This is a genomic window from Ruegeria sp. CDSA089 (assembly GCF_059612205.1).
The window spans coordinates 831,918-855,869 of sequence record NZ_JBXWQD010000001.1 but is presented as its reverse complement, the minus strand read 5'-3'; the positions used below and the strand labels follow the sequence as shown (position 1 = coordinate 855,869).

General features: G+C 55.1%; 27 protein-coding genes, 2 tRNA genes and 1 pseudogene. 14 read left to right on the top strand and 16 right to left on the bottom strand.

From position 1 onward, the window contains the following. The first annotated feature begins 61 nt into the window (after positions 1 to 61). From AC2FJ6_RS04375 to AC2FJ6_RS04360, 4 genes are all read left to right on the top strand, one after another. Positions 62 to 442, top strand: a complete 381-nt coding sequence (locus AC2FJ6_RS04375; RefSeq protein ID WP_170770068.1) for a response regulator transcription factor — start codon at positions 62 to 64, stop codon at positions 440 to 442. Beyond that, complete coding sequence (locus AC2FJ6_RS04370) at positions 439 to 750, top strand: hypothetical protein (RefSeq protein WP_170770069.1); 312 nt, start codon at positions 439 to 441, stop codon at positions 748 to 750. The genes AC2FJ6_RS04375 and AC2FJ6_RS04370 overlap by 4 nt, the downstream gene beginning before the upstream one ends. Then, positions 738 to 3,416 (top strand): sensor histidine kinase, encoded by a 2,679-nt coding sequence (locus AC2FJ6_RS04365; protein WP_170770070.1) that lies wholly within the window; start codon positions 738 to 740, stop codon positions 3,414 to 3,416. Before AC2FJ6_RS04370 ends, AC2FJ6_RS04365 begins: the two co-directional genes overlap by 13 nt. A 73-nt stretch (positions 3,417 to 3,489) precedes the next feature. Then, complete coding sequence (locus AC2FJ6_RS04360; RefSeq protein WP_170770071.1) at positions 3,490 to 4,563, top strand: FliM/FliN family flagellar motor C-terminal domain-containing protein; 1,074 nt, start codon at positions 3,490 to 3,492, stop codon at positions 4,561 to 4,563. A gap of 9 nt (positions 4,564 to 4,572) precedes the next feature. Here the strand turns inward: AC2FJ6_RS04360 and AC2FJ6_RS04355 are convergent, their stop codons facing one another. From AC2FJ6_RS04355 to AC2FJ6_RS04340, 4 genes are read right to left on the bottom strand one after another with little or no spacing between them, the layout of a single operon-like run. Continuing rightward, positions 4,573 to 5,004 carry a protein tyrosine phosphatase family protein gene (locus AC2FJ6_RS04355; RefSeq protein WP_170770072.1) on the bottom strand — a complete coding sequence of 144 codons (432 nt, stop codon included), beginning with the start codon at positions 5,002 to 5,004 and terminating at the stop codon, positions 4,573 to 4,575. A gap of 9 nt (positions 5,005 to 5,013) precedes the next feature. Next, positions 5,014 to 5,445, bottom strand: coding sequence for a DUF6691 family protein (locus AC2FJ6_RS04350; RefSeq protein WP_170770073.1), 432 nt, complete (start codon positions 5,443 to 5,445; stop codon positions 5,014 to 5,016). Continuing rightward, positions 5,445 to 5,867, bottom strand: coding sequence for a YeeE/YedE family protein (locus AC2FJ6_RS04345; protein ID WP_170770074.1), 423 nt, complete (start codon positions 5,865 to 5,867; stop codon positions 5,445 to 5,447). The genes AC2FJ6_RS04350 and AC2FJ6_RS04345 overlap by 1 nt, the downstream gene beginning before the upstream one ends. Positions 5,868 to 5,889: 22 nt before the next feature. Further along, positions 5,890 to 6,753: an MBL fold metallo-hydrolase gene (locus tag AC2FJ6_RS04340; protein ID WP_170770075.1), complete on the bottom strand. Its 864-nt coding sequence runs from the start codon at positions 6,751 to 6,753 to the stop codon at positions 5,890 to 5,892. A gap of 244 nt (positions 6,754 to 6,997) precedes the next feature. Here AC2FJ6_RS04340 and AC2FJ6_RS04335 point away from each other — a divergent pair, with 244 nt between their 5' ends. Continuing rightward, positions 6,998 to 7,213, top strand: a complete 216-nt coding sequence (locus tag AC2FJ6_RS04335) for a hypothetical protein (RefSeq protein ID WP_170770076.1) — start codon at positions 6,998 to 7,000, stop codon at positions 7,211 to 7,213. 9 nt (positions 7,214 to 7,222) lie between these two features. Here the strand turns inward: AC2FJ6_RS04335 and AC2FJ6_RS04330 are convergent, their stop codons facing one another. Further along, entirely contained in the window at positions 7,223 to 7,441 is a 219-nt protein-coding gene (locus tag AC2FJ6_RS04330) for a hypothetical protein (RefSeq protein WP_170770077.1), read from the bottom strand. A 163-nt stretch (positions 7,442 to 7,604) separates the two neighbouring features. Between AC2FJ6_RS04330 and AC2FJ6_RS04325 the strand changes: the two genes are divergently transcribed. Further along, positions 7,605 to 7,874, top strand: a complete 270-nt coding sequence (locus AC2FJ6_RS04325) for a DUF2312 domain-containing protein (protein WP_170770078.1) — start codon at positions 7,605 to 7,607, stop codon at positions 7,872 to 7,874. A gap of 48 nt (positions 7,875 to 7,922) precedes the next feature. Here AC2FJ6_RS04325 and AC2FJ6_RS04320 read toward each other — a convergent pair whose 3' ends face one another. Continuing rightward, positions 7,923 to 8,831 (bottom strand): hypothetical protein, encoded by a 909-nt coding sequence (locus tag AC2FJ6_RS04320; RefSeq protein WP_170770079.1) that lies wholly within the window; start codon positions 8,829 to 8,831, stop codon positions 7,923 to 7,925. A 164-nt stretch (positions 8,832 to 8,995) separates the two neighbouring features. Here AC2FJ6_RS04320 and AC2FJ6_RS04315 point away from each other — a divergent pair. Then, positions 8,996 to 9,071, top strand: a tRNA-Thr gene (locus tag AC2FJ6_RS04315). 534 nt (positions 9,072 to 9,605) lie between these two features. Here the strand turns inward: AC2FJ6_RS04315 and AC2FJ6_RS04310 are convergent. The 3 genes from AC2FJ6_RS04310 to AC2FJ6_RS04300 all read right to left on the bottom strand — a co-directional run bounded on the left by AC2FJ6_RS04310 (position 9,606) and on the right by AC2FJ6_RS04300 (position 12,317). Then, a complete protein-coding gene (locus tag AC2FJ6_RS04310) occupies positions 9,606 to 10,103 on the bottom strand; it encodes a hypothetical protein (protein WP_170770080.1) in 498 nt (165 codons plus the stop codon). A gap of 359 nt (positions 10,104 to 10,462) precedes the next feature. Further along, the gene (locus tag AC2FJ6_RS04305; protein ID WP_170770081.1) at positions 10,463 to 10,729 is read right to left on the bottom strand and encodes a helix-turn-helix domain-containing protein; all 267 of its coding nucleotides are present in this window, start codon (positions 10,727 to 10,729) and stop codon (positions 10,463 to 10,465) included. Continuing rightward, the gene (locus AC2FJ6_RS04300) at positions 10,722 to 12,317 is read right to left on the bottom strand and encodes a GMC family oxidoreductase (protein ID WP_496668489.1); all 1,596 of its coding nucleotides are present in this window, start codon (positions 12,315 to 12,317) and stop codon (positions 10,722 to 10,724) included. Before AC2FJ6_RS04300 ends, AC2FJ6_RS04305 begins: the two co-directional genes overlap by 8 nt. Before the next feature lie 107 nt (positions 12,318 to 12,424). Here AC2FJ6_RS04300 and AC2FJ6_RS04295 point away from each other — a divergent pair, with 107 nt between their 5' ends. The 4 genes from AC2FJ6_RS04295 (at position 12,425) to AC2FJ6_RS04280 (ending at position 16,545) form a co-directional block, all read left to right on the top strand. Then, entirely contained in the window at positions 12,425 to 13,663 is a 1,239-nt protein-coding gene (locus AC2FJ6_RS04295) for a TRAP transporter substrate-binding protein (RefSeq protein ID WP_170770083.1), read from the top strand. 67 nt (positions 13,664 to 13,730) lie between these two features. Further along, positions 13,731 to 14,396, top strand: coding sequence for a TRAP transporter small permease (locus AC2FJ6_RS04290; RefSeq protein ID WP_170770084.1), 666 nt, complete (start codon positions 13,731 to 13,733; stop codon positions 14,394 to 14,396). Beyond that, positions 14,396 to 15,754: a TRAP transporter large permease gene (locus tag AC2FJ6_RS04285; RefSeq protein ID WP_170770085.1), complete on the top strand. Its 1,359-nt coding sequence runs from the start codon at positions 14,396 to 14,398 to the stop codon at positions 15,752 to 15,754. The genes AC2FJ6_RS04290 and AC2FJ6_RS04285 overlap by 1 nt, the downstream gene beginning before the upstream one ends. 11 nt (positions 15,755 to 15,765) lie before the next feature. Continuing rightward, positions 15,766 to 16,545, top strand: a complete 780-nt coding sequence (locus AC2FJ6_RS04280; protein WP_170770086.1) for an IclR family transcriptional regulator — start codon at positions 15,766 to 15,768, stop codon at positions 16,543 to 16,545. A gap of 235 nt (positions 16,546 to 16,780) precedes the next feature. Here the strand turns inward: AC2FJ6_RS04280 and AC2FJ6_RS04275 are convergent, their stop codons facing one another. Beyond that, positions 16,781 to 17,344: a Crp/Fnr family transcriptional regulator gene (locus AC2FJ6_RS04275; RefSeq protein WP_170770087.1), complete on the bottom strand. Its 564-nt coding sequence runs from the start codon at positions 17,342 to 17,344 to the stop codon at positions 16,781 to 16,783. Between the two features lie 77 nt (positions 17,345 to 17,421). Here AC2FJ6_RS04275 and AC2FJ6_RS04270 point away from each other — a divergent pair, with 77 nt between their 5' ends. Beyond that, on the top strand, positions 17,422 to 18,012 hold the full coding sequence (locus AC2FJ6_RS04270) for a hypothetical protein (protein WP_170770088.1): 591 nt from the start codon (positions 17,422 to 17,424) through the stop codon (positions 18,010 to 18,012). Between the two features lie 147 nt (positions 18,013 to 18,159). Here the strand turns inward: AC2FJ6_RS04270 and AC2FJ6_RS04265 are convergent, their stop codons facing one another. The 3 genes and pseudogenes from AC2FJ6_RS04265 to AC2FJ6_RS04255 form a co-directional block, all read right to left on the bottom strand. Beyond that, the gene (locus AC2FJ6_RS04265; protein ID WP_331252087.1) at positions 18,160 to 18,666 is read right to left on the bottom strand and encodes a zinc-binding dehydrogenase; all 507 of its coding nucleotides are present in this window, start codon (positions 18,664 to 18,666) and stop codon (positions 18,160 to 18,162) included. Positions 18,667 to 18,804: 138 nt separating this feature from the next. Beyond that, positions 18,805 to 19,113 (bottom strand): annotated as a pseudogene (locus AC2FJ6_RS04260) (alcohol dehydrogenase catalytic domain-containing protein); the annotation flags it as partial. Positions 19,114 to 19,248: 135 nt separating this feature from the next. Beyond that, complete coding sequence (locus tag AC2FJ6_RS04255) at positions 19,249 to 20,097, bottom strand: TauD/TfdA dioxygenase family protein (RefSeq protein WP_170770091.1); 849 nt, start codon at positions 20,095 to 20,097, stop codon at positions 19,249 to 19,251. Between the two features lie 145 nt (positions 20,098 to 20,242). Between AC2FJ6_RS04255 and AC2FJ6_RS04250 the strand changes: the two genes are divergently transcribed. Next, complete coding sequence (locus AC2FJ6_RS04250; protein ID WP_170770093.1) at positions 20,243 to 21,130, top strand: LysR family transcriptional regulator; 888 nt, start codon at positions 20,243 to 20,245, stop codon at positions 21,128 to 21,130. A 133-nt stretch (positions 21,131 to 21,263) separates the two neighbouring features. Here the strand turns inward: AC2FJ6_RS04250 and AC2FJ6_RS04245 are convergent, their stop codons facing one another. Further along, positions 21,264 to 21,449: a hypothetical protein gene (locus AC2FJ6_RS04245; protein WP_170770095.1), complete on the bottom strand. Its 186-nt coding sequence runs from the start codon at positions 21,447 to 21,449 to the stop codon at positions 21,264 to 21,266. A gap of 438 nt (positions 21,450 to 21,887) precedes the next feature. Between AC2FJ6_RS04245 and AC2FJ6_RS04240 the strand changes: the two genes are divergently transcribed. After that, positions 21,888 to 21,973 (top strand) — tRNA-Leu (locus AC2FJ6_RS04240). A gap of 398 nt (positions 21,974 to 22,371) precedes the next feature. Here the strand turns inward: AC2FJ6_RS04240 and AC2FJ6_RS04235 are convergent. Both AC2FJ6_RS04235 and AC2FJ6_RS04230 read right to left on the bottom strand, forming a co-directional pair. Beyond that, entirely contained in the window at positions 22,372 to 22,881 is a 510-nt protein-coding gene (locus AC2FJ6_RS04235) for a hypothetical protein (RefSeq protein ID WP_170770097.1), read from the bottom strand. Then, a complete protein-coding gene (locus tag AC2FJ6_RS04230; RefSeq protein ID WP_496668487.1) occupies positions 22,862 to 23,611 on the bottom strand; it encodes a helix-turn-helix transcriptional regulator in 750 nt (249 codons plus the stop codon). Before AC2FJ6_RS04230 ends, AC2FJ6_RS04235 begins: the two co-directional genes overlap by 20 nt. Positions 23,612 to 23,952 lie beyond the last annotated feature (341 nt).

Here is a 23,952-nt window from a genome sequence, read left to right as displayed (position 1 = left end):
GGCGTAAGCTGGCGCTGACGGTTTGTGGATGGATGATCCGTCTCGGGGAGGAATACGACAAATGAGCCGCAAGGTTCTGTTGATTGAGGATGAGCCCAACATTGCCGAGGCCATTCGGTTCCTGTTGACGCGTGAGGGTTGGCAGGTCGAAACGCACTCGGAAGGGACGGACGCGATCGAGGTGATCCAGGGCGCACAGCCTGATCTGGTGATTCTTGATGTCATGTTGCCGGGCAAAAGTGGCATGGATATTCTGCGTGACCTGCGCGAACTGGACGATATGCGCAGCTTGCCGGTTTTGATGCTGACCGCACGCGGGCAATCGCGCGACCGCGAGATGGCTGAAAACGCTGGGGTCAGCCGCTTTATGACTAAGCCGTTTTCCAATGCCGAGGTGCTGACAGCCGTACGCGACTTGCACGCTCAGGCCACGCAATCATGAGCAACGGCGGGGATCGACAGCCTCCGGGCGTTCGGCCTTCGCTGTTTCTGGAACGCCAGAGTTACCGCCGCCGCCGGCTGATGGACGCCGCGCGACTGCTTCCGATTCTGGGGGCTGCGCTGATCGCCATTCCGTTGCTGTGGCCGGAATCCGAAGGCGACAACGGTGTGCCCCTGTCCTCGGCCATGTTCTACATTTTCTTTTGCTGGGGCCTGCTGATCGGGGTCAGCTTGATCTTTGGCTTCGCAGCTAGGCGCAGCGCTAGCCGAGATGACGCCGAATCGGATGCGGACAAATGGCAACGCTGAACGTTCTAATCCTTGTTTGTCTGGGCTATGTCGTGCTGTTGTTTGGCGTCGCTTTTGCGGCAGACCGGTTGGCGGCGGCAGGCAAGGGTGCGTGGTTGCGCTCACCTCTGATCTATACGCTGTCTCTGTCAATCTATTGTACTGCCTGGACTTTTTACGGCGCTGTAGGCAATGCTGCCCGCTCGGGGCTGGAATTCGTTACGATCTATCTTGGCCCCACGCTGGTGATGATCAGTTGGTGGTGGGGTCTGCGCAAACTGGTGCGGGTGGGGCGCAGTCAGCGGGTGACGTCAATCGCCGACCTGATCTCGTCCCGGTATGGCAAGTCGAACACGCTGGCAATCGGCGTGACCATACTGGCTGTGCTAGGCGGCACGCCTTATATCGCGCTGCAACTGCAATCCATCACTCTGTCCTTTTCGATCTTTGCCGAGGCCGACCCCACAGGGCTTTACCGCGAAGGATCAAGCGTGTTTTGGGTTGCGGCAGGGCTGGCTGTTTTCGCCATTTTGTTTGGAACGCGAAATCTGGACGCCAACGAGCGCCACCACGGCGTGGTCACTGCAATTGCGGTTGAATCCGTCGTCAAACTTTTTGCGCTTCTGGCGGTGGGCATCTTTGTCGTCTGGGGCATTGCCGGCGGTGTCGTGCCAATGATGGACCGTATTGACGCCTCGGAGATAGGTCAGTGGAACGTCGATGCCGGTCGCTGGACAACCTTTGTCTTTCTGTCCGCTGCGGCCTTTGTCTGTCTGCCCCGCATGTTTCAGGTCATGGTCGTCGAGAACGCAGATGAAGCGCATCTGAGGACTGCCGCCTGGGCCTTTCCGCTATATCTTCTGTTGATGAGCCTGTTCGTGGTGCCGATCGCTGTGGTCGGGCTTGACCTGTTGCCCGACGGCTCGAACCCCGATCTGTTTGTGCTGACGGTACCGCTGTCGCAGGGCAATGAATGGCTGGCCATGCTGTCATTTATCGGAGGATTTTCGTCGGCCACATCCATGGTGATCGTCACCGCCATGGCGCTGTCGACTATGGTGTCGAACCATGTGGTTATGCCCATTTGGCTGAGCACGCAGGAGGGGGGCGGATCCGTCTCGGGCGATGTGCGCAACGTTGTTTTGATGGCGCGACGCGTGTCTATCGCAGTGATCATGGCGTTTGGGTACTATTATTACCGATTGTCAGGAGGAGGAGCGGCGCTTGCGTCAATCGGGTTGGTGGCTTTTGCCGGAATTTCGCAAATCTTACCCGCTTTGGTCGGCGGGCTGTTCTGGAGAGGGGCCACGCGGACGGGCGCGCTTGTGGGGCTGACGACCGGGTTTCTGCTTTGGATATATACGTTGTTGCTGCCCGGAATGGGCGGTGTCCTGATGACCGAAAGCGTCTTGCAGCACGGACCTTTCGGGCTGGGCTGGTTACGCCCGCAGGCGCTGTTCGGGATCGAGGGCATGGATCCAATGGTCCACGCGGTGATGTGGTCGCTGTCGTTGAACACGGTGGCGTTCTGCGTGGCTTCGCTGCTGAGCTTTCCCAGCCCGCTGGAACGGTTGCAGGGCGCGCAATTCGTCAATGTATTTGACCATTCCGTTGCCCCACGTGGCTGGAGTGGATCGGTCGCACAAAGCGAAGACCTGATGATCATGACCCAGCGGATTCTGGGGGCCGGTCCTGCGCAGGAATTCTTTCAGGCCGAAGCCCAACAACAGGGTGGCCGCACGCGCCTACCCGAGCCGACACCTGCCTTTCTGGAGCGGCTGGAACGGGAACTTAGCGGTTCGGTCGGGGCGGCGACGGCCCACGCGATGATCGGTCAGATCGTGGGAGGCTCGTCGGTTTCGGTCGAAGACTTGCTGGCGGTGGCCGACGAATCGGCGCAATTGTTGGAATATTCCAGCCAGCTTGAGGTGAAGTCAGCCGAACTCAGCCGCACTGCACGGCAACTGCGCGAGGCCAATACCAAGCTGACCCAAATCTCAGAGCAGAAAGACAGTTTCCTCAGCCAGGTCAGCCATGAATTGCGCACCCCCATGACCTCGATCCGGGCGTTTTCCGAGATCATGCGCGACACGGACGGGCTGAGCGTCCAGGAACAGACGCGCTATGCCGCCATCATCCATGACGAGGCGCTGCGCCTGACGCGGCTGCTGGACGATTTGTTGGACCTCAGCGTTCTGGAAAGCGGTCGGGTCAGTTTGAACATGGGTGGCGATACGCTGCGGTCCGTGCTGGATCGGGCTGTTTCCAGCGCTTTGGCCGGAGGAAGCCATACCTTGACCGTTCGGCGTTCAATCGCGTCTGAACGCCTGCCGCTCCATACTGATCTTGACCGTCTGGGGCAGGTCTTCATCAATCTGATCACGAACGCCCAGAAGTATTGCGACGCGGATGAGCCGGTTCTGACGATTTCCGCCCATGATGTAGGGGGACAAGTCGTGGTCGATTTCACCGATAACGGCAGCGGCATTCCTCCCGAGGCACAGTCGATGGTGTTCGAGAAATTCGCGCGGATCGGCGGTGACAAAGCCGGCGGGGCGGGATTGGGTCTGGCGATCTGCCGGGAAATCATGCAGCGCCTTGGCGGAGAGATCACCTACTTGCCCGGTCAAGGCGGCGCAGCGTTCCGCGTTCGCGTGCCGTTGGCCTATCGGCAGGCCGCGCAATAGCTTTTTTGTAAAGACATTGGTAACCGCCGCTGGGTTAGACCAGAGAAGATGAAGTAAATTGGCGGTTTAGGCTATGGCACAACCGGTCAACGCGGTGTTGGCGCGCAAACTCTCGGTCGGGCAAGAAGGGCAGGGGGATGGCCCTCGTTCTGCCCTGCGCGCTTTTCGGCTGGGGTTTGCCCGCGCCGCGGGGGATCGGTTGAACTTACCTCTTTCAGTCATCGGGGCGAAGCAGTCAGCAAGATCTCCGGATGTACTGGGCGATTTTGCAGGCGACGATTGGTTGTTGTTGCGCTTCTCAGATCCCGATGGGGTCGCGGCAGCGGTATGTATGGATATCGGGGTGGTATCGGCCATCCTTCAGGTGCAAACGATCGGAGAGGTCATGCCTGACCCTCCTTCCGGTCGTTCGTTCACAGACACGGATGCCGCCATGGTCGCGCCAATGGTCGAAGAGGCACTGCGTCGCGCCGATGCTTTAGCCGATCCCACTGGCGGCCAGCCTGGCCTAACCGGCTATGAATTCAAAGCCCGTCTTGCTGATATGCGATCGTTGTCCCTGGCCATGGTTGAGGACGCATATTTGACCTTTGATCTGACGGTCGAATTGAGTGGCGGGTTGCGTCAGGGCCATATTGCACTGCTTTTGCCCGAGCGGGCGGGCACGGATGCTGAAATTGTGCCCGAAGACCCCTCGGGGCCGAGCCTGGAGCAGGCAACCGGGGTTGTGCGGGCCGAATTGAACACGGTGATTTGCCGAATGACCCTGCCGCTGGCTGCATTGTCGGGGCTCTCGGCGGGCGATGTATTGCCGCTTACCGGCTCCCGGTTGGATCGGGCCGAGGTTCTGACCATAGATCGCACCCGTGCCGCGGTCGGACGATTGGGCCAATGTGGCGGGATGCGAGCAGTGCGGTTAAATGAATATGCACCACTGCCAGCACTGGCCAATACCGAAGAGTTTCTGGAAGCCCGGTTGGCCACCGAGCAACCTCACCACACAGAAACAGCGAGGCAAGAAGGTCAGCCCTCGATAAAGGCGCCCGATCTGACAGCAGAGACACTGGAATTCAACGACTCTGATCAGATCGCCGCCGAAATTTCCAAACTCGCTGGTTTGGAAAACAACCCGGATGCATTTGGGTAAAGCGGTAGATCAGTCTGTCGAGCCGCGAATTTGGTCCAGCGTCGGGCGCAGGTTCTCCAGTGCGTAACCCGCCTTGGTTGTGGCCTCTAGAATGTCATCGGTGCTCATCCGGTCACATTGTCCCAAGGCCCAGACAACCGAGCATCGCGTGCCAGAGGCGCAATAGGCCAGAACCGGCCCGGTGCAGTTTTCGGCAAGGTCACGCTGACGGGTCACGTTTTCCGGCGTCATCGTCTGGTGGGTCAGTTCCAGAATCTCATATTCCAGCCCTGCCGCCCGAACAGCCTGACCGATTGCGTCAGACTGCATATCGACCGGCACCTCAGTATTCGGGCGGTTGCAGATAACCTTCACGAAACCTGCATCGACAATGGCTGGGACATCCTCGACCGTGATTTGCGGCGAGACGGCGTAGCGGGGGGTGATGGGGCGAATCTCCATCCTGTTTGATTAGGCCGCGTTGGCCGCCCTGTCCAGTTTCGACCCCACCGCAGGGGCCGCATACATCCCCGCAATCATCGCAAGAAGGAACACAATCCCGCCAACTCCCCCATATGAGATCGACGCAATGGCCGGTCCAGGGCACAGGCCCGACAGCCCCCAACCCATCCCGAACATAACCGAGCCGATGATCAGGTTGCGGTCAAGCTCGGGAGCGGATGGGGCCGGAAACGTCCCGCCAGTCAACGGGCGGCGGTGCTCGGCCAGTCGCCAGGCAAAGAACATGGGCACGATCGCGCCGCCCATCACAAAGGCCAGCGTCGGGTCCCAATTTCCGAAAATGTCCAACCAACCCTGAACTTTGGTGGTGTCGGTCATGCCCGACAAAAGCAGCCCCGCGCCGAAAAGGGACCCTGCAAGGAGGGAAATCACCATACGCATCAGATCAACCCCAGCAGGTGGCGCAGGAACACCAAGATTACGGCACCGGCGCCAATATAAATTACCGTCGCCACGATGCCGCGCAGCGAAAACCGGGAGATGCCGCAAACCCCATGCCCCGACGTGCAGCCATTGGCGATCCGAGTGCCGACCCCAACCAGCAGGCCCGCAATAATGACGACCGAGAGATTGCCTGTCAGATGTGTCGCGGGCGCGGGAGATAGAAGCAGGCTGAGAATCAGGGGCATTCCGACAAGTCCTGCGATAAAGGCCAGTCGCTCTTTTGTACGGTCCGAGCCGTCGATCAGCCCGCCTAAAATACCGCTGGCCCCCATGATGCGACCGTTACCCAACAGGTAAATGGCAGCGCCCATCCCGATCATCAGGCCGCCGCCAAATCCCCAAATCCATTCCGTTTGCATTGTTTGCCCTTTCGACGGATCGTTACAGCTTGTTCAGTGGAACCTTCAGAAAAACATCGCCTTTTTCGTCCGCTGGTGGCATCTGGCCGGCCCGCATGTTGACTTGAAGGGAAGGAAGGATCAGACGCGGCATTCCCAGGGTCGCATCGCGCGCATCCCGCATCTCGACGAATTCTTCGATCGGGCGGCCCTGACCGATATGCACGTTCAGCGCCTTTTGTTCGCCCACGGTGGTTTCCCACGCGAACTCATCGCGGCCGGGGGCTTTGTAGTCGTGACCAACAAAGATCCGAGTCTCGTCGGGCAGGGAAAGGATCTTTTGAATCGAGTCATATAAGACCTCCGAGGACCCACCGGGAAAGTCACAGCGCGCGGTTCCGAAATCGGGCATGAACAGGGTATCGCCGACAAAAGCCGCATCGCCGATCACATAGGTCATGCAAGCCGGAGTGTGGCCGGGCGTATGCAGGACATCACCCCGCATCTGGCCGATGTGAAAACTGTCGCCTTGGCGGAACAGGGCGTCGAATTGGCTGCCATCGCGCTGAAACTCGGTCCCTTCGTTGAAGATTTTGCCGAAGGTTTCCTGAATGGTGACGATCTGGTCGCCGATGCCAATTTTCCCACCCAGTTCCTGCTGAAGGTAAGGCGCAGCCGACAGGTGGTCGGCATGGACATGACTTTCCAAAATCCATTCGACCTTCAGCCCGTTGGCGCGGACATGGCTGATGATCTCGTCGGCTGAACTGGTGCTCGTGCGACCCGAGGCATGGTCGAAATCCAGAACGCTGTCGATAATCGCGCAGGCTGTGCCTTCGGGTTCTTGCACCAGATAAGACACCGTGAATGTATCGGTGTCGAAAAATGCCTTGACCTTGGGTGTCATCTTGCCCTCCGCTTGTCTTTCTCTTTATATAGTAAGTCTGGAATATATCGCAATCAAGCTTGCGTGACTTGATGCCTGTCAAGGCAGATTAGCCGGAAATCGACTAGACTTTAACCGTTCCGCAATTCGCCGCCGATTTTGCCTTACGTAACGGCAAGTTTATGCGCGACCGCGGGCGTGGATCAGCTAGTCTTAAAACAGTTACCTATATGGGTGTAGTCAGACAGCATTTGGGAGGATGACGATGTCTACAAGCAATTTGTATTCCGAAGCCGCACAACTGGAAGAAAAGTTGCAGGGTGCCTGTCTGGAAACTCGTCTGGCCTTGCAGCCTAGCGTTACAAAGGTAATCGATCGGATGCGCCAGCAGGGCGTTCACGTGCCATCGCGGCTGCGTCGCCTGGATGCGGCCCTTTGCGAAGATGCAATGGAAGCGCAGTTCGACAACTTGCCAGTATGACGTACAGGTTTAGCTGAACGAAATTCCCAGGATCACCAGCATCAGGCCTAGGACCGACAAAAACAGGGATGCCAGATTCCACGGCAGAACCCCCTGAACAACGGCGCGCAGTTCATCATCAGACAGGCCCGATTTGCGGGCCTTCATCACGCGCAGGATACACCAGACCAGCCCCAGGAGACCGGCAAGCGACAGGGCGGCTCCGCCCCAGGTGATGAGTTCGAACATTTGGCCTCGCAATCTTTTGCCGATGCGCATTGCGCTTACCGGATCGCATTGTGGCGCACAAGCCCGGCCTGCGATTGACCGCTTGCGGTGCCGGCGGGTGCGATGTATCCGGCATATTGCCGCTGCCACCGCGGCCGGACCGCAACCTCTGGGAGAGACGTAGATGGAAGAAATGACCGAAGACCAGGCCACCGCCAATTACCGCGTGACCGCCGGAGAACTGCGCCAATTTATCGAGCGGTTCGAGCGTCTGGATGCCGAGAAAAAAGACATCGCAGAGCAGCAGAAAGAGGTTATGGCCGAAGCCAAGGCCCGCGGCTACGACACCAAGGTGATGCGCAAGGTCATTGCCCTGCGTAAACGCGACAAGGACGACATCGCCGAGGAAGAGGCGGTCCTTGAAATGTACAAAGAAGCGCTTGGCATGAGCTAAAGGCCCTTTGCAAACGCCCACACCCGGCGTTTGCCCATCCCTCAATACCTAGAGGGGCGCGTTGCGCGGGCTCAGAACCTGAACCCCGCTCATATTTGCCAACCGAGCTACGTCCTGTTCGTACAGCTCCGAGAATGCATCAACGATTTCTGCGTTCCATCCGGGAAGCTCAAGCTCCTCTTCAAGCCTGTCCGTTTCGGCGTGTTCCTCAAAAATGTGGAACAACTGGACCTGAAGGGCTTCAGGATCGTTGGCTTCAGTGTCCAAGGCTGCTTGCGCCAGAACTTGCCCCTCTGCAGTCAACAACGACAAGATCAGGTCATATTCTCCGGTCAGGGCTGCGGTTTCGGGTATCCCGCTGACTTGGCGCACAACATTGCCCCAGATGAAGGGGGTGTCTTCGTTGCACCAAAGCGTAATCTTCACATCCGGGGCGAGATCACGAATATCCTCGATCAAGCCAATCCAGCTCAGACAGCTTAGGTCTGTTGTGCGCAGAATCTCTTCCCGATCTGGGTCGGGCAGGGCCATCAGCAGTTTCGGGATGAAACTGCCCGGATTTCTAAGGGCGAAATACAGATTTATAGGTTCTTCTGGAAAGGCCTGCTGCAACAGCGCCATCCTGCGCCCGGCATCGGGATAAAGTTGGCCGTCGCGCAGAAGATTCCCCTGATCACCCACGAAATTGTCGTTCATGAAAATGGCACGCTTGGCCGCCGCGTCCACAGGCAAGGCCAGTCGCATTTTCTTGATTGCGTCAGGTGACAGAGTTCGAATATCCGGCCCGCCGAAATTCGGTTTGAAATACTGACGATACCGACGAGGGCCAAAGAACCGCGCGCCACACTCGCTGAGCAACGCACCATTCGCCTGAAGCGACCTTTGCAGCCGCCCTTGATCCGTAAAAGCGGCCCCGGCGTGGATCGCAACCTGCATATCCGGCTCTTGTCCCTGCATCTTCTTGCCTCGTTTGTCGGGTTACAGGTTGCAACTCGCGCAGTCAAACCCGCCTCGACTAAGCGTTCGCTTGCCTCGCCCAACGACGAAACAAGAATTTCCCTAAGTTGCGGTGAAATTTCGGGCTTGCAGTCGCGTGGCAGAGAAAGTAATCGACACCCAGTGCCCCTATAGCTCAGCTGGTAGAGCAACTGATTTGTAATCAGTAGGTCCGCGGTTCGAGTCCGTGTGGGGGCACCAGAAAATTCCTTAAAAAACTGAGTCTTAACACCCATCAGGGTGATTTGACCCAGTGCAGTAAGTTCAGAATGGGGCGGAATTTGGGACGCTTTCGGTTTTGCCTTAGGCTGCGTTTAGCAATTCGCGCGCTTTGTCTGACGTGGTCAGATTCGCGAACTTGGCGTTTTTTTGTGTCGGAGTGACCGTCCAGTGACCTAAGAGATGAGACACTTCCTCAGGTCGAGTACCTTTGTTCAGCATCCGAGTTGCATAGGTATCCCTGCAGGAGTGAATTGTTGCCGCTCCTTTCTCCGCCAACACACAGGCACTTGAAACTTAGTTGTCCGTTAGGCTTGCCGCTGGTGTTTGACGGCCCGGTCCATTGAGACGAAAGGCTTTGGCTGCTCAGGGAGCCTTGTAAAAAACGTCGTAGAGCCGGTCGCTGATTGGGACTAACACGGACTTCTTGGTTTTGTGGCCCCGGTTGCTGGTTGCTCTGTTTTCCAGATCATATCTGCTTACTCGACCAGAATGGCTTCAATCAGCCTTAAACCTTTATTTTTTTAGGTAGTCGAACAGATCGGCCGCCTTCTGATATGCGGCGTTTCCCTCAGATGCCTTGGCGTTGGGAAACTGGGGAATGGCATTTTCTTTGGTTTCAGAAAAAACTTGGCATTTCACTAAGCCACGGTCGAATTCAGTATCCAGGTCAGGGTTCACCTTGTTCTTCTTTTTGCAAAAGTTGTTCACTCGCTTGAGAAAGCGAAGTTCGACTCTAGTCGTGTTTGCCGTCATACCTTCTGCCCGACGTGCCATCCTTAGGTGATCCACGTCGCCACCGGTCCAAGGAGAAAGAGGACGGTCCGGATCAAGCGAACAGTGGCCGTGGAAGAAATTGGTCAGCCCTAGCATTTTGTTCATGTTGTATTGGTAGCTTTCTTTGGTCCGACTTTGGACACTGGCCACCGTGAGCGCACAGGCGTCTCGGAGCGTTTTCTCCGGCTTCTCCCCATGTTGGCGAATGGCCATGACCTCGCTGTATTCGACCGGCATGACGCGTTTAGCAATAGCCTAGTCTTTGCGCTTGGTACTGGCCTTGTACTCTTACCCGCCGATCATGAACTTGTAGTAGTACGAGCTGCCTTTGTGTTTGGAGATATTCATTGGGCTCTTTCTTTAGACACCAAGAAGATCCAGCGCATCCGAACTTCGGACACGTCAAATCGATCCGCTTTGCGCTGGGCATGCAGAGGTCAGGTCTTCAGGTGTGGATTTTGGTTTGGGTTGTTGGTTCTGCTGTTTCAGCAAGTCATTCAGTTGCCCCTTGCGCAAGGCATCCAAGAAGTTCGCTACTTCCCGGCGGCTCAGGTTGCCAAGAGCGACCAATGCATGTCGGGATGATATTCTTGGGTTCAAAGACGCACCCAGATATAGCGATCCAAATTGAGAGGTTCGGCAAGTGTTACCCATAGGTTCGAAGGTACTGCCACATTGCCAAGTTCCATTTGGCTGATCATAGTGTGGTGTTCGACACCCAATGCATTGGCCAAAGCCTTTAGAGTGTATCCCTTTTTTAGTCGGACATCTTTGAGACGCGCAGCCAAGTTGCTTCGGTTGGGGCCGCCCGCTGTCGCCGTGCTCCTGTCCGAAGTGATCGCACGTGCCGAGTGGTCAGGCATCCGCAAGTATTAAATCGCTCGCCTTTTCACCGATCATGATCGCAGGTGCGTTGGTGTTTCCGCTGACGATTTCTGGCATGATCGAGCAATCAGCGACCCGCAGATTTTCTATTCCGTTGACTTTCAGTTTGGGGTCTACGACTGCATCGCCCGACGCGCCCATCGCGCAAGTGCCCGTCGGATGGTAAATCGAAACAGAATTCGACCGTGCCCAGTCCAGTGTGCCTTCGTAATCATCGCAGGATAGCTGCGCGTCAGGCCGGAACTCTTCCGAAATTTTTGACGCTAATGGGTTATGTCGTGCAATCCTTCGAGCGATGTTCACACCGTCCACGATCGTCCGGCAGTCGGTTTCCGTAGACAGGTAATTCGGGAAGATTTTGACATATTCAGATGGATCGGGTCCATTTAAGCGCAGCTCGCCTCGGCTTTCCGGGCGCAATTGGCAAACCGACATGGTAAAGGCAGAAAACGGGTGTACCCCCTCGCCAGGACTGTCCGCCGACCACGGCTGGACGTGGAACTGGATATCGGGCGTTTGCACTTCGGGGCGCGTTTTCAGAAACCCGGTGGCAAGGCTAGCGGCCATGGTCATGGGACCTGCGCGATACAACGCATATTTCAGCGCAATCCGGGCCTGATTGAACAGGCTACGCACTTCGTCATTCAGCGTGGGCTCGTTGCATTTGAATACAAGTCGCGCCTGCAGGTGATCCTGCAAACCTTTGCCAACGCGAGGCAACGCGTGGATCGGCTCAATCCCGTTATCCTTCAAGTGATCGGGATCACCAATGCCCGATAGCATCAATATCTGCGGCGAGTTGATTGCTCCGCCGGACAGAATGATCTCGCGACGAACGGTGATTTTCTGCACAGCTCCAGATCGGTCGCGATATTCCAGTCCGGTCACTTTTTTGCCGTTAAATGTGACGTGCGACACCATAGCGTGGGTGATGATATTCAGATTGGTGCGGTCGCGGACCGGCTTGAGATAAGCCACCGCAGCGCTGCACCTGCGACCGTTGCGCGTCGTCAGTTGAAAATACCCGACGCCTTCTTGTTCCGCACCGTTGTAGTCCGGGTTGAACGGATAGCCCGCGGATTGCGCAGCGGCGACCCAGGCGTCGCAGATCGGACGTTGTATACGCATATTCGATACTGACAGCGGGCCGCCTGTGCCGTGAAAGGCATCCTCGCCGCGTTCCTGATCTTCGCTGCGTTTGAATAGGGGCAGCACATCTTCCCATCCCCAGCCGACATTGCCCATCTGGCGCCAGCGGTCGTAGTCCTCTTTTTGTCCGCGTACATAAAGGAGACCGTTTAGCGAGGATGATCCACCCAGTACTTTGCCGCGCGGCCAGTCGATGGAACGACCGTTCAACCCTGGGTCGGGTTCGGTGCGGTAGCACCAGTCGACCGCCGGGTTGTGCATGGTTTTGAAATACCCAACAGGGATGTGAATCCACGGGTTCGTATCTGGCCCGCCCGCTTCAAGCAGGGCGACTTTGGTGTTGGGATCAGCGCTTAGGCGGTTGGCAATGACACAGCCAGAAGACCCCGCCCCGACAACCGCATAATCCACTTCCATGACCGTCTCCTCCCAAAGTCGTCAAAAAACTCTATGCAAATTGCCAGAACTATACTAGCATTTTTTGATACAAAACGTCTCAATAATTGCGAAACGGGAGGATAGCAATGGAGATCGGACGGAAACTGAGTGGCATTTCACGGCGGGATTTCTTCCGTGTGGCAGGGCGCTATGGCATGAGCTCGACTCTGCTGGCAGCTGGTGGGTTTGGCGGCGCGATGAGCCTCGCCAATCTGGCGCAAGCCGCTGAGTCAAATTATGAAAAGAGGTTCTCGAAGGAGCCCAAACACACGCTGAAATTCGGTGCGGCCGGCTTCAATACCCGCAACCTTTTGATCGAACGGGCCGGTGCCATCGAGTTCGCGCGCGACCTCGAAGAGCGAACAGACGGTGAGATTCGCATCGAGTTCATCGGCGACAACCAGATCTGCGGTCAGCTGAGCTGCGTCGAGAAGACTCAGCAGGGAATCGTCGACATCTATGCCGCTTCAACCCAGAACTCGGCAGGCGGCGCGCCGTATTTGAACGTGTTGGACTATGCCTATATGTTCCCCAGCCGCGCAGCGCAGTATCATTTCTTTTACAGCCCCGCCAGTCAGCGCATCTTACGAGACCCCCTTGAGAAGCGCCATGGGCTGAAGTTCTTGTTCACCCATTGTGAACTGCGTGGCCTTCAGATGGGTTCTAACTTTGCAGACAAACCAACTGTTACAAAGCTGGAAGAGTTGTTCGGTACTAAGAACCGCGTGACCGGCACACAACTTGGTCGGATCGCAATGCAGCTGCTGAACCTGAACCCAGTGCCTGTCGCGTGGGAAGAGACGTTGGATGCGTTGAAAACTGGTCTGATCGATGGGGCCGAGACTTGGGCCTCTGCCGTGGCTTATGCCAACATGGCCCCAGTTGTGTCGCAGTCGGTGAACCTTAAGTTCTTCTGTGGTACTGAACACACCTCGATGTCAGCAAAGGTGTTCGACAGCCTGAGCGGAGAGCTTCAGGACGCCGTCATGGAATCCTCGTACTTCACACAAGCGCTCATTCAAGGTGCGAACGAGGCTGCGTTGCTGAACACCGTGGGCTTCTCGGACCCACAACTGCCGAACACGATCTTTGCCGAAAACGGTGTACGGGCCGCGTTCTTGGCTGATGATCAGATCAAACTTGCCGAAGAAATGTGTGCGCCGAACTACAACCCTGAACCCTGGGCGCAATGGCGTGAGCGTCTGAACAACTGGGCAGGTGGCATCGATACCTATCAGGAAATCTACGACATCGCGCGCGAGATTCCGGCGGACATGCTGCCTGAAAATGTCGAACCCCGCCGTTGGTGGATGGGCACTGCCTGATTAAACTGAACGAACCGGTCCCTTCGCGGGCCAGTTCCACTAAACACCGACTGGGAGGACGGGGTTCATGTCGCTGTGGGCAGATATTGGCGCAATTTTCAGCGCCTTACTCAGCCGGGATTCATTCGAGATTCAAACCGCACTGCGGTCTGACGCGGCTTGGGTAGTCGGAACGGTGGTCGCCGCGCTCGGCGGTTTGCTAATCATGATGATCTACCGAAAAGTACCGTTCATCGAGCGCCAGCTTGAACGCTCGGTCATGGTGTACTCCTATCTGGCCATCGCGCTGATCATCTTTTGGGGTGTTATTGACAGGTTTGTGTTCAACGATCAGGAACCGTGGTCGACGACCATCCCGCCGTTGTTGTTCATGGTGATGGCCTGGTTTGGGGCGTCTTACAACGTGCGCCTGCGTACACATCTGAGCTTTACTGAATTTCGCACGGGGATGCCGCGCGGCGCGCAGCTGGCCTGTCTGATATTGGACGCTGTTCTTTGGTTCATTTTCGCAGTCATTGTCATCGTGACAACGACACGTCTGGTGGCGCTTTCGGCTTCGAATTTTCAGATCGTGCTCGGAACCGACAACATCATGCAATGGTGGTTCCTTCTGGCCGCGCCGCTGTCGTTCTTCCTAATGGTTGGGCGGGTGTTTCAGAACCTGGCAGATGATTTTGACAACTGGAAAACAGGTAAGCCACTGCTTCAGCAGGCGGTGATAGGATCGGACTGATGGCGGACGGAACCTGGGTAACTCTGATCTCGATAGGGGTCACTTTTCTGTTCATGCTGGGCGTGCCGGTTCTGCTGGTCATCAGCTATTGGGTGATCGGCTGTTCTTTTGTCCTTGGCCTGACGCTGGACAATATGGGAGCGGAACTCTTGAACGTGTTCAACAAGGGCTTCGCCCTGTTGGCGATGCCGTTGTTCATTCTGACCGGTGACCTGATCAACAAATCCGGTATTGCGCGCCGGCTAAGCGACTTTGCCTATGCCTGTCTGGGCTGGATACGCGGCGGGCTTGCGATGGCCTCGCTGGGAGCGTGCGGGTTGTTCGCGGCGATTTCCGGCTCAAACTCGGCAACCACCGCGACGATCGGGTCGATGCTGCACCCGGAAATGGTCAAGGGCGGTTATGACGAGCGCTTTAGTGCCGCAACCGCTGCGGCGGGTGGTACGGTCGGCATCATCATACCGCCGTCGATTATTTTCATCGTCTACGGGTTCCTGATGAACCTGCCAATCTCCGAGCTGTTCGTGGCCGGCATTCTGCCCGGCGCGCTGATGGTGATGGGCATGCAACTGGCCTGTTGGATCATCTGCCGCATCAACGGTTGGGGCTATCTGATCCCGTTGCAACTTAACCGCATCCTGAAAACCGCCTTTGGCGCATGGCTTGGGTTCTTTGCCATCGGCCTAGTACTGTGGGGCATCTACACCGGCAAGTTTTCACCCACCGAAGCCGCCGGCGTGACTGTCGGATTCTGTGTGATTGCCGGGCTGGTCAGCTATCCGATTAACCGCATCATGGGCGCGCGCAACAATATTCCGCCGACCGAGAAAACCTATGCCGAGATGTTCGTCGTTGAAGGGTTTACCATCCCCGAGATCCCCTCGATCGTGATCCGATCTGCGCAGATCACTGGTATCCTTGCACCGCTGATTGCAGTGTCTGTCGTGATGCAGCAAATCCTGTCGTTGCTGGGGGCGCAGCAGACGATCGGTGATTTTGTCACCTCAATGGGCGGGTACCACGCAGTGTTGTTTACCTCGATGGTGATCGTATTCTTTTCCGGCATGGTGTTGGAAAGCCTACCTGTCACGATCATTCTTGCGCCGATCCTGGCCCCCATAGCAGCGTCTGTTGGCGTCGATCCAATCCATTTCTCGGTGATCTTTCTGGTTGGGGCATCCATCGGTTTCATCACCCCGCCCTATGGATTGAACTTGTACGTGGCGTCCGGCGTGACCGGCGTGCCCTATTTCAGATTGTTGCGCTACACGGTGCCGTATCTAGTGGCTTTGCTATCAGTTTGGATACTGGTGTCACTGGTACCTGATCTGGCCTTGATCCTGCTGCCAAACAACTAGAATGTACCGGGATGGCCTATACTGATGCACCCGAAAAAGAAACTCAGATACCGACAAACCTGCGCCTATTGGCGATCCTTGAGGAAATCGCCCGGCGTGGGGTCGCGGTGAAGCCATCGGATTTAATCGAAACTCTGGGCTTGGCAAAACCGACGATCCATCGCCTGCTGCAAACCGCCGAAGCCGAAGGGTTTCTGCAGCGCGATCTGGATGGGCGGTCTTTCGGACCGGGGCCTCGCCTGCGCCAGCTTTCCGTGAATACAGTGTCATCGGAACATCTTCGTACGGCGCGACTAGCAATTTTGCGCGGCGTGGCGGATGAGATCGGCGAAACGTGCAATCTGGCGATCCCCGACCGCGAAGGGATGATCTATCTTGACCGGGTCGAGACAAAGTGGCCTTTGCGCATTCAATTGCCGATCGGGACGCAAGTGCCGTTTCACTGCACCGCTAGCGGCAAGATGTACTTGTCGACGCTTAGGCAACAAGTTCTGGACGGTTATCTGGCCGCTGGTAGGCTGGACGCCCAGACGCCGCATACACTGACCGAACCGGAGGCATTGCGGGCCGAAATGAACCGGATTTCTGCCAGAAATTATTCGACTGATGACGAAGAATTCATGTCCGGCATGACCGCTGTTGCCGTGCCAATTCAGGACGAGACGGGCAGGTTGGTCGCCACTTTGTCGGTTCATGCCCCAACGCAACGTCATGAACTGCAAGGGTTGCTCCAATTCCTTCCTGTCCTGAATGGTGGAGCCGAAAAGTTGTCGAACCTTCTTTGTTCCTGATTGGCTCTTCGCAGTGCTGTAGCAAGTTTTTTGCCTACACCGGTATTGTTCGCGCCCCTATCTATTTTCCAGATATCAACAACCTTCACCCGCTTACGCGGGCTCAAGGAAAGTCGGTTATTTGAATGTATATCGCCTCTGAGAGTCCCAATAGTTCAACCGAGTTGCCTTGTTGGGTTTCCGCAGGCGACGGTAGAATTCTCCAAATCGTGAGTTCCGCCCTTCTTTTTGCTCTCTACCTAGCGCGTAGACGGCTCATCGTGACAGGCGTGATCCCCAAAAAGGATGCTATCAACGAATGAGTGAAAATGTCTTCATAGCTGGGGAATGCTTGGCGGAACCAGTTCAGCCGCTCCGCCCCGCCAAGAGCGGCGAGACACCATTCGCGTTCCGCCTTTTCACTCAATGCGTCTCGTAGAATACCATTTGCCCAGTTTCGGATTGGTTCAGACTCAATCATCAGGTTCGTAAGCCGATCAGTATTGATCCAATAAAGCGAAGCGTCTTTGGTTGCCTCGATGGACACAAGGGACACTCCATCCCGCGTTCGCGCGATATTCGGCGTGACAACGCAAGGACCTACATGGAGCCCAACGCATACTTCCTTGCCTTCTTGGTCACAAATGCTGCTGGCTAGGCACCCATCCAAAAGAATGAACTCATCTGATTCAGGTTGTTCTTGGTGGGCAAGGCGCGCGCCCTTGTTCAAACGCTTACTTCTCCACTGAGACGCAAAACCGTCTGCAAAACTCATATCAGGCAGGTCAGGAGACTGTGCGAGAAATTTCCGTAGATCCATCTTGGTTTGCCTTATCAAATGATAATGCGTGTGGCTTCACCCAAGGGCAACTTGGCACAGATCAAGGAGTTCCCAAAATGATTCACACAATTCTTTCAAGGTACATCGGTTTTGCCGCCGTTGGCTGCGGGTTGATTGCTTTAGTCATCTACGTGCTGATGATCAGCGTCACGCTTGCTCACATCGAAGCTGTCTCGGGGCACGTCCCATTCGACATGCGTCCGCTCGGCTACAATCCCAAAGACGCCGCGTCGCTTCTTGAAGCCTTAAGAGCGGAAGGGCGCGAGTATTATCTTAGTTACCAGCTCTCTCTGGATACATTTTACCCGGCTATGCTCGCGCTGACTTTGATAACCACGTTTAGCTGGTTCGGGCGACGTATGCCCGACAGCAAGCTTGTTCGCTCTGGCATAATTCTCTCGGTTGGCTGCGCCTTGTTCGACTATTTCGAAAACATTGGAATCGCGGCCATGATTTGGAGTTGGCCAGAGGTATCAAGTGCACTGGTGTATGCCGCCAGTACAGCCACAATTGTTAAATCGGCCCTGACAACTTTGGCTGTACTGCTTTCGCTTCTGACTGGGTTTCTCTGGGCGCGTCTCCCCAAAGCGGACCTTTGTCCCCAGGCGGACAATGGCGACTTCGTCCGCACAGCGGACGCTCACTGAATTCTGCTGAACGTCTGCACCGAGCCCAAAGCAGGCGCTCATTGCATTACCCTGAACAGCCAGTTTGCGTGAGTATCTGAATTTGCGAAGGGGCGCACGATGACAGAGAGAATGACTGAATAAATACCTATCAGGCGTTTGCGCTGATCACGGCTGAAACCTTGTGATAACAGCGGTTCCTGGGGAAGTTGGTCCATTCATTGCGCGAAGTTCATTGCTGGCCTCTTCCAATCGGACCTCTCTGGCGACCATTGGCTGGATATCTACTTCGCCACGCTCGATCATTCCTAGAAGGCGTGGGTATTTCCACGAAGGCATACCACGAGTGCCGAAAAACGAGAGTTGTTTGGAATAGATTGCACGCATGTTTACCTGCATCTGGCCGTCGCCCGAAGGCATACCAATTTGCACGTGTCGACCAAGTATGGCGAGACACTCTAAGGATGCGTTCGTCGTTGTTTCGATCCCCAGCGCTTCTATGGAAACCTGTGCTCCTCCATCCGTGATATCTAGGATCGCTGCTGCGGCGTCTTCTTTGCTGGCATTTACTGTAGCGTCTGCGCCGTTGAGCTTTGCATGCTCAAGTTTCTCTTCAACCACATCCACTACGACAACTCGGCATCCAAGCATTTTTGCCAATAGAAGAACGGACAAGCCAATACCTCCTGTACCGTGGACAGCCACCCATTCACCAGCTGCGACATCTGCACGGTCTGTCAAAGCATGCCAAGCAGTGGTTACACGACACCCGAGCCCTGCCGCCAAGGAAGAAGAGAGCGTTTCTGGCAAGTGAACTAAGTTATGGTCAAACGGCACAGCGACATATTCTGCATAGGCACCTGGCGTTCCAAATCCTGGAACGATTTGGTTAGCACAAGTGTTTGCTACGCCTGTTTGACAAGCGTTGCAGCTGCCGCAACCCAAGATGAATGGCGCTATGAGGCGGTCACCAACGCTGTGCTTCGCTTGAGGCCCTGCCTCTACCACAGTTCCACAATATTCGTGCCCTAAGATGGAGCCATTTTGAACTTTGGGGTGCGCGCCAGACCATCCATGGTAATCCGAGCGGCATACTCCACAGGCTGCGACCTCCAGGACCACTCCATTGTCTGGGCAGGTTGGATCCGGGACCGTCTCAATCGAAAGATCTTCACAAAACTTTCTTACGACTGCAGCTCGCACTTATCGCTCCTAAAGATTCGGTTTCTTTGATCCAGCAATTCGGTTCGGTCGAGTCTAGACAGGCCTATCGCCTTTCACGGTCACACGTCGCCCTTTTCTCTCAGCGGGCCAATAGTCCCAGATCGCACGATGCATACAGCACCGGTTGTCCCAAAAGGCCATGTCGTTAAGTGACCACCTGAACCGGATTTGATAGTTGATCTGTTCCGCATGCTCGAAAAGCATGTTGAGGATCGCGTCGCTTTCCTTTTCCGACAAGCCCAAAATCTTTGTTGTAAATGTTCGATTCACAAACAGCGACTTTCGGCCCGTTTCCGGATGGGTCCTGACGATCGGATGAACTGCTTCGGGACAGTCAATTTCGCTGTCTTTTTGCCCCCGGTCGCTATAGCGGCCTTTGTAGATATGCTCGGAACTATGAAGTGCAGATAACCCGTTGATCATATCTTTTATCGGTTCCGAAAGATCATCGTAGGCCGCATACATATCACTGAACATGGTATCCCCGCCACAGGGTGGTGCAATATGGATTTGCAGCATAGTTCCAAGGGGCGGTGTCTCATCGCAAGAGACGTCAGAGTGCCAGAACTCACCGTTTGCTACCTTGGAATTCTTAGTTGCATGTATTTCGAAAATCTCCGGATACCCGTCCATCGTTGGGGCCGCGGGGTGTGCGTGAAGCGGCCCAAAGCGTTTCCCAAATTCAATGTGCTGCGCAGGTGGTATTTCCTTCTGCTCTTTGAAGAACAGCACCTGGTAGGTGTGAAAAGCGTCGCAGATCTCTGCAAACTGGTCGTCAGGCACAGGCCGGCTTAGGTCGACTCCGTAGATCTCAGCCCCGAGGTTTGGAGCGAAGGGTTTGGCGACGATGGAAGTATAGGCGTTGGATTTGGGAGCAACCATAAGCACCTCTGGGTTTGGTTTCATAAGGCGTGCTGTGTGCATGGTACACATCAACAAAAATGAACAAAAACGAAAAATCTTTGACTAATAAGTGAAAAAATTTTCACATAATGAACACGGTTTTAGCGCTAGCGAGGTTATCGGGATGAGTATTCGGGCACTGCGAACTCTAATCGCAGTTCATCGACATGGTAGCTTCCGTGCCGCGTCTGAGGCGGAGCATCTAACTCCGTCGGCGGTCAGTCACCAGATGCGGAATCTGGAGGTCGCGTTGGGGCTCGAACTATTTGACCGATCATCCAAGTCGCCCAAACTTACTCATACCGGGCTAACGTTCGTCGGAGAGGCTGCTGCGGTGGTGGCCGCATATGACGGTTTGGCGGAAAGGGTGAAGTCGAACAACGAACTCTCTGGTGAAATAACTTTGGGGGCCGTTCCAACGACCCTGACTGGATTAGTGCCAACTGCGTTGGCGAGGCTAAAGTCCGTGCATCCGGACATCCTTGTACGGATTGTTCCAGGTTTGACCAATCAGCTTTTGCTACAGTTGGACCGCGGGCAGATTCAAGCGGCGATCATTTCCCGACCAGATGTTCTGCCAAACACATTGGAATTCTCAGAAATTGTATCTGAAAAATTGGTCCTGCTTGTCTCGGAAAACACCCCAGATTTACCTTCGAGAGAATTGCTTGTTGCGTCACCGTTTATTCGCTTTACGCGTGATGCGGTTGTAGGAAGGCAAATCGAGACTTGGCTGCAAAGAAAGGGCATTGAAGTCAAAGACGCGATGGAGCTTGAGAGTCTTGAAGCAATCTCAAGTATGGTGGCCGCTGAACTTGGCGTGTCAATCATACCAGACAACCGTTTAACGACATATGACCATCTGCGGCTCAAAAGGATCCCCCTTGAACAGAAGGGACCAGAACGCATTGTTGGCTTAGTAAGTATGACGGCATCGCCTCACACCAAAATGATCGACGCAGTTACAGCGGCGCTATTGGAAGCAGCAGATAGTCAACGGGTTTGTCTGTGAGTTGGCACTCCAGTAGGTATCCACAAGATGTTTTCGACCAATTGAACTAAGAAAACTGGGAGTCAAAACTGGGCTTGGGTCAGTCATTAGTATGCAACGTGGAGAAAAACGGCTTCGAGCCCATATCGAATACTCATCCGATGTCGTTTTCCCAGACCAGATTTGGGAAGGTGAGTGTGGTCGTCATAACGCCTGCCGTGCTGGCACTAGCGAATTCCTTTTGTTTGTCTGTGAGGAACAGTGAGATAAAGAAACCCGCCATGCTGGCCACGCCGATACCGATGATGCCTGGAAAGTTCGTGTCACCAGCGTCGGGCACGCCTACCATGTGGTATTGAATGTAGCGTGTCAGGAAGACGGCGAATACTCCCAGAAAGAACGCCCCGACGAAGGCTCCGGGATAGGCGAGGCGTTGCCAGATTGTATTTGTGCGAAGTTGGGGTGCCAGGCTGGCGGCCTCTTGGCGCGATGTTCGATGCCAGCGATCCAGTCTGGAAAGGACTTTTGTTCTGCACTCGTAACTTGCCCGAAAATCGAAAATGATATCCCTTAGGGGTGGTCCCCGTCCTAGAGATTGGCAATTTATGTGCAATCCTTGCGTGCGAATTTTAACCAGCCTTTGACGATTGGCAACGATCGCTCCGGTTGTCGGCCCTCCGTGAATCAGAATTCAAGTGGTTGTCGTTGAAACGGATTGTGTTTGCAGCGTTATCCGCTTAGTGATTTCCTCAGCCCAATTGGGAGCGGAATACGCCGTGCGGGCGTGATGGAATGGTAGACATATCAGACTTAAAATCTGAAGGGCTTATGCCCGTGTGGGTTCGAGTCCCACCGCCCGCACCAGGTATTTCACAGCCGATGTTGTTTGGCGTGCAACCCGTTCCACAGTCGTTGCTTTTGGTAGAATCGCTACGCGGTGTCAGTTGCCCGTGACGGCGTGCCTGTTCACTGCTTACACAACCTCTACGCAACAAAGCCATTCAAGGCTTCTGTTCTCAGGCTCAAGTTAGGCGCGCACTGGGGGGCTAGATAAAAAGGAAGCCGACAAGCAGCCCGGTTGCGACCCATATCAAAGTGGTAGAAGTTGTCAGAACATAGTTGAACATCGAAAGACCCTGATCGGGTAGCAAGATAATGTCGCAGTTAAAGCGACACTCGCCACTATAGATCAAGTCAGGTGAACGTGAAGGAAATGGCCTGTTTATGTTCTGTTAAACCTGACCACCCGCACCACGTCGCCTTTAGACCGGAAAGCCTAACCTTGTGATCAACTGCCAGATATCGCGGTTGGCGTCCGAGAGTTTTTTCACTACGCCTTCAATCTCGGTCAGCGCTGCGGCGTCAACGGTGTCTTCGCGTCCCAGCTTGATGTCGGTTTTCCGGTCTGAAATCCGCATAAGAATCGTCTTGGGATTTCCACTGTCAGGGTCGAAGGAATAGATGCAGTGATTGTACTTGTTGCGAATGCCCGAAAGTTTCGACAAGCGCTGGGTGTGCTCCAGAATCGCATCCCTCAGATCGGGGGGGCGACCGTCCATCTTTGCCAGCCGTTCCACCAGATCAATGCGTGCACGGGTGGTGTTGAGGGTCAGAAAAATGATGACCGCGACATCCTTGTTGGTTCCGCTCAGCCCGGCGATCAGGTGGATCAGCAAGCTTTCTGTATTGGTCCACATATAGTTCAGCTTGCCGACCAAAAGGATAAGACGGTCAAAGCGGGTTTCGAAATCCTCAGTCGCTGGCAAGTTCATGGGCTTCGTCCGGGGCGACTTCGAAAAAGAACTGTGCGGCGGCGGTTCTGTTGCTGACGCCGATCTTTCCGGCGACATTGTGCATGTGCAACTTCACCGTGTGTTCGGTTATACCAAGATTGGCCGCGATGATCTTGTTACTGTGCCCTTTTGATACCTGTTGCAGGACCTGCTTTTCCCTCCGGGTCAGTTTGGAATAAAGCGGGTGCGGCTCTGGCGCGGCAGGCGTAGAGCCTGCGTGCTGCTTGGGTGGGCTTTGCAAGTTGGAGACGCTGTCTGCAAGAAAGCCGGGCAGGTATAGTTCCTCATGCAGCAACAATCGAAGGATCGCGCGCCAGACATCGGGACCGACATTCATTGGCAGAAAACCGATATCTCCATGGCGAGTCCGGTCCCATTGCTCAAACAGAAAGCGGGCGGATTCCTCTTTTCGATAGGCGTAGGCCAAGCTGCCGCTGCCCACGCAATCGCGATAATGTCTGGGACGGGCCAGAAGATCTTCCAGAATCATCTGATCGACGATCACGATCCTACCGGGGCCGGTGGTAGGGTCGCTATATGTCGGCAGGGCTGAGATTGAATCGTAGCGGTGTGTGGTGACACCAAACTCTGTTTCAACACCCGTTAGGGTCTGGTCCGAGTAGAAAAGCTCTTTACCAATAAAATTTACCGAGAATTCGTCAAAACCAAATTGGTTTTGCGCTGCATTTTCCCGAAACGGAATGCTCATCATTCCCCCCTTGTCAAAACCTGCACCGCTAAGCGGCGAAATAGCAAACTGGCACTTCGAATAATATTAACCGAACATTAACGCACTTTCGGTGCAGGCTATAGGGAAAAGTGCAAATTTCCTGGTTGCACGGTCGTTAACGCGCAAACAGTTCTAGAACTTAAGTTTAGGATCAGGGGCGTTTCACCCGCTTAAGTAGAGGCAATTTAACGAGTTTTCTCGATATGCGATTAGCTAAAAAATCAGCAGCCGAAAAAGTCGCGCATTGTTCGTGATTTGGAAATAATCAATCCGAATCAGGTGATTACCCGTTCTAGTGCTTCCGGCTAGCTATTCAGGCC

What these genes read in the sequence shown, in the direction of transcription:
- AC2FJ6_RS04290 (WP_170770084.1), top strand. Translation starts at nt 13,731, where the DNA reads ATGTCGCTGTGGGCAGATATTGGCGCAATTTTCAGCGCCTTACTCAGC.
- AC2FJ6_RS04305 (WP_170770081.1), bottom strand. Translation starts at nt 10,729, where the DNA reads ATGCCTGACCACTCGGCACGTGCGATCACTTCGGACAGGAGCACGGCG.
- AC2FJ6_RS04325 (WP_170770078.1), top strand. Translation starts at nt 7,605, where the DNA reads ATGGAAGAAATGACCGAAGACCAGGCCACCGCCAATTACCGCGTGACC.
- AC2FJ6_RS04300 (WP_496668489.1), bottom strand. Translation starts at nt 12,317, where the DNA reads ATGGAAGTGGATTATGCGGTTGTCGGGGCGGGGTCTTCTGGCTGTGTC.
- AC2FJ6_RS04320 (WP_170770079.1), bottom strand. Translation starts at nt 8,831, where the DNA reads ATGCAGGGACAAGAGCCGGATATGCAGGTTGCGATCCACGCCGGGGCC.
- AC2FJ6_RS04330 (WP_170770077.1), bottom strand. Translation starts at nt 7,441, where the DNA reads ATGTTCGAACTCATCACCTGGGGCGGAGCCGCCCTGTCGCTTGCCGGT.
- AC2FJ6_RS04285 (WP_170770085.1), top strand. Translation starts at nt 14,396, where the DNA reads ATGGCGGACGGAACCTGGGTAACTCTGATCTCGATAGGGGTCACTTTT.
- AC2FJ6_RS04235 (WP_170770097.1), bottom strand. Translation starts at nt 22,881, where the DNA reads ATGAACTTGCCAGCGACTGAGGATTTCGAAACCCGCTTTGACCGTCTT.
- AC2FJ6_RS04230 (WP_496668487.1), bottom strand. Translation starts at nt 23,611, where the DNA reads ATGAGCATTCCGTTTCGGGAAAATGCAGCGCAAAACCAATTTGGTTTT.
- AC2FJ6_RS04335 (WP_170770076.1), top strand. Translation starts at nt 6,998, where the DNA reads ATGTCTACAAGCAATTTGTATTCCGAAGCCGCACAACTGGAAGAAAAG.
- AC2FJ6_RS04360 (WP_170770071.1), top strand. Translation starts at nt 3,490, where the DNA reads ATGGCACAACCGGTCAACGCGGTGTTGGCGCGCAAACTCTCGGTCGGG.
- AC2FJ6_RS04355 (WP_170770072.1), bottom strand. Translation starts at nt 5,004, where the DNA reads ATGGAGATTCGCCCCATCACCCCCCGCTACGCCGTCTCGCCGCAAATC.
- AC2FJ6_RS04370 (WP_170770069.1), top strand. Translation starts at nt 439, where the DNA reads ATGAGCAACGGCGGGGATCGACAGCCTCCGGGCGTTCGGCCTTCGCTG.
- AC2FJ6_RS04270 (WP_170770088.1), top strand. Translation starts at nt 17,422, where the DNA reads ATGATTCACACAATTCTTTCAAGGTACATCGGTTTTGCCGCCGTTGGC.
- AC2FJ6_RS04280 (WP_170770086.1), top strand. Translation starts at nt 15,766, where the DNA reads ATGGCCTATACTGATGCACCCGAAAAAGAAACTCAGATACCGACAAAC.
- AC2FJ6_RS04365 (WP_170770070.1), top strand. Translation starts at nt 738, where the DNA reads ATGGCAACGCTGAACGTTCTAATCCTTGTTTGTCTGGGCTATGTCGTG.
- AC2FJ6_RS04310 (WP_170770080.1), bottom strand. Translation starts at nt 10,103, where the DNA reads ATGCCGGTCGAATACAGCGAGGTCATGGCCATTCGCCAACATGGGGAG.
- AC2FJ6_RS04350 (WP_170770073.1), bottom strand. Translation starts at nt 5,445, where the DNA reads ATGCGTATGGTGATTTCCCTCCTTGCAGGGTCCCTTTTCGGCGCGGGG.
- AC2FJ6_RS04250 (WP_170770093.1), top strand. Translation starts at nt 20,243, where the DNA reads ATGAGTATTCGGGCACTGCGAACTCTAATCGCAGTTCATCGACATGGT.
- AC2FJ6_RS04340 (WP_170770075.1), bottom strand. Translation starts at nt 6,753, where the DNA reads ATGACACCCAAGGTCAAGGCATTTTTCGACACCGATACATTCACGGTG.
- AC2FJ6_RS04275 (WP_170770087.1), bottom strand. Translation starts at nt 17,344, where the DNA reads ATGGATCTACGGAAATTTCTCGCACAGTCTCCTGACCTGCCTGATATG.
- AC2FJ6_RS04345 (WP_170770074.1), bottom strand. Translation starts at nt 5,867, where the DNA reads ATGCAAACGGAATGGATTTGGGGATTTGGCGGCGGCCTGATGATCGGG.
- AC2FJ6_RS04375 (WP_170770068.1), top strand. Translation starts at nt 62, where the DNA reads ATGAGCCGCAAGGTTCTGTTGATTGAGGATGAGCCCAACATTGCCGAG.
- AC2FJ6_RS04255 (WP_170770091.1), bottom strand. Translation starts at nt 20,097, where the DNA reads ATGGTTGCTCCCAAATCCAACGCCTATACTTCCATCGTCGCCAAACCC.
- AC2FJ6_RS04295 (WP_170770083.1), top strand. Translation starts at nt 12,425, where the DNA reads ATGGAGATCGGACGGAAACTGAGTGGCATTTCACGGCGGGATTTCTTC.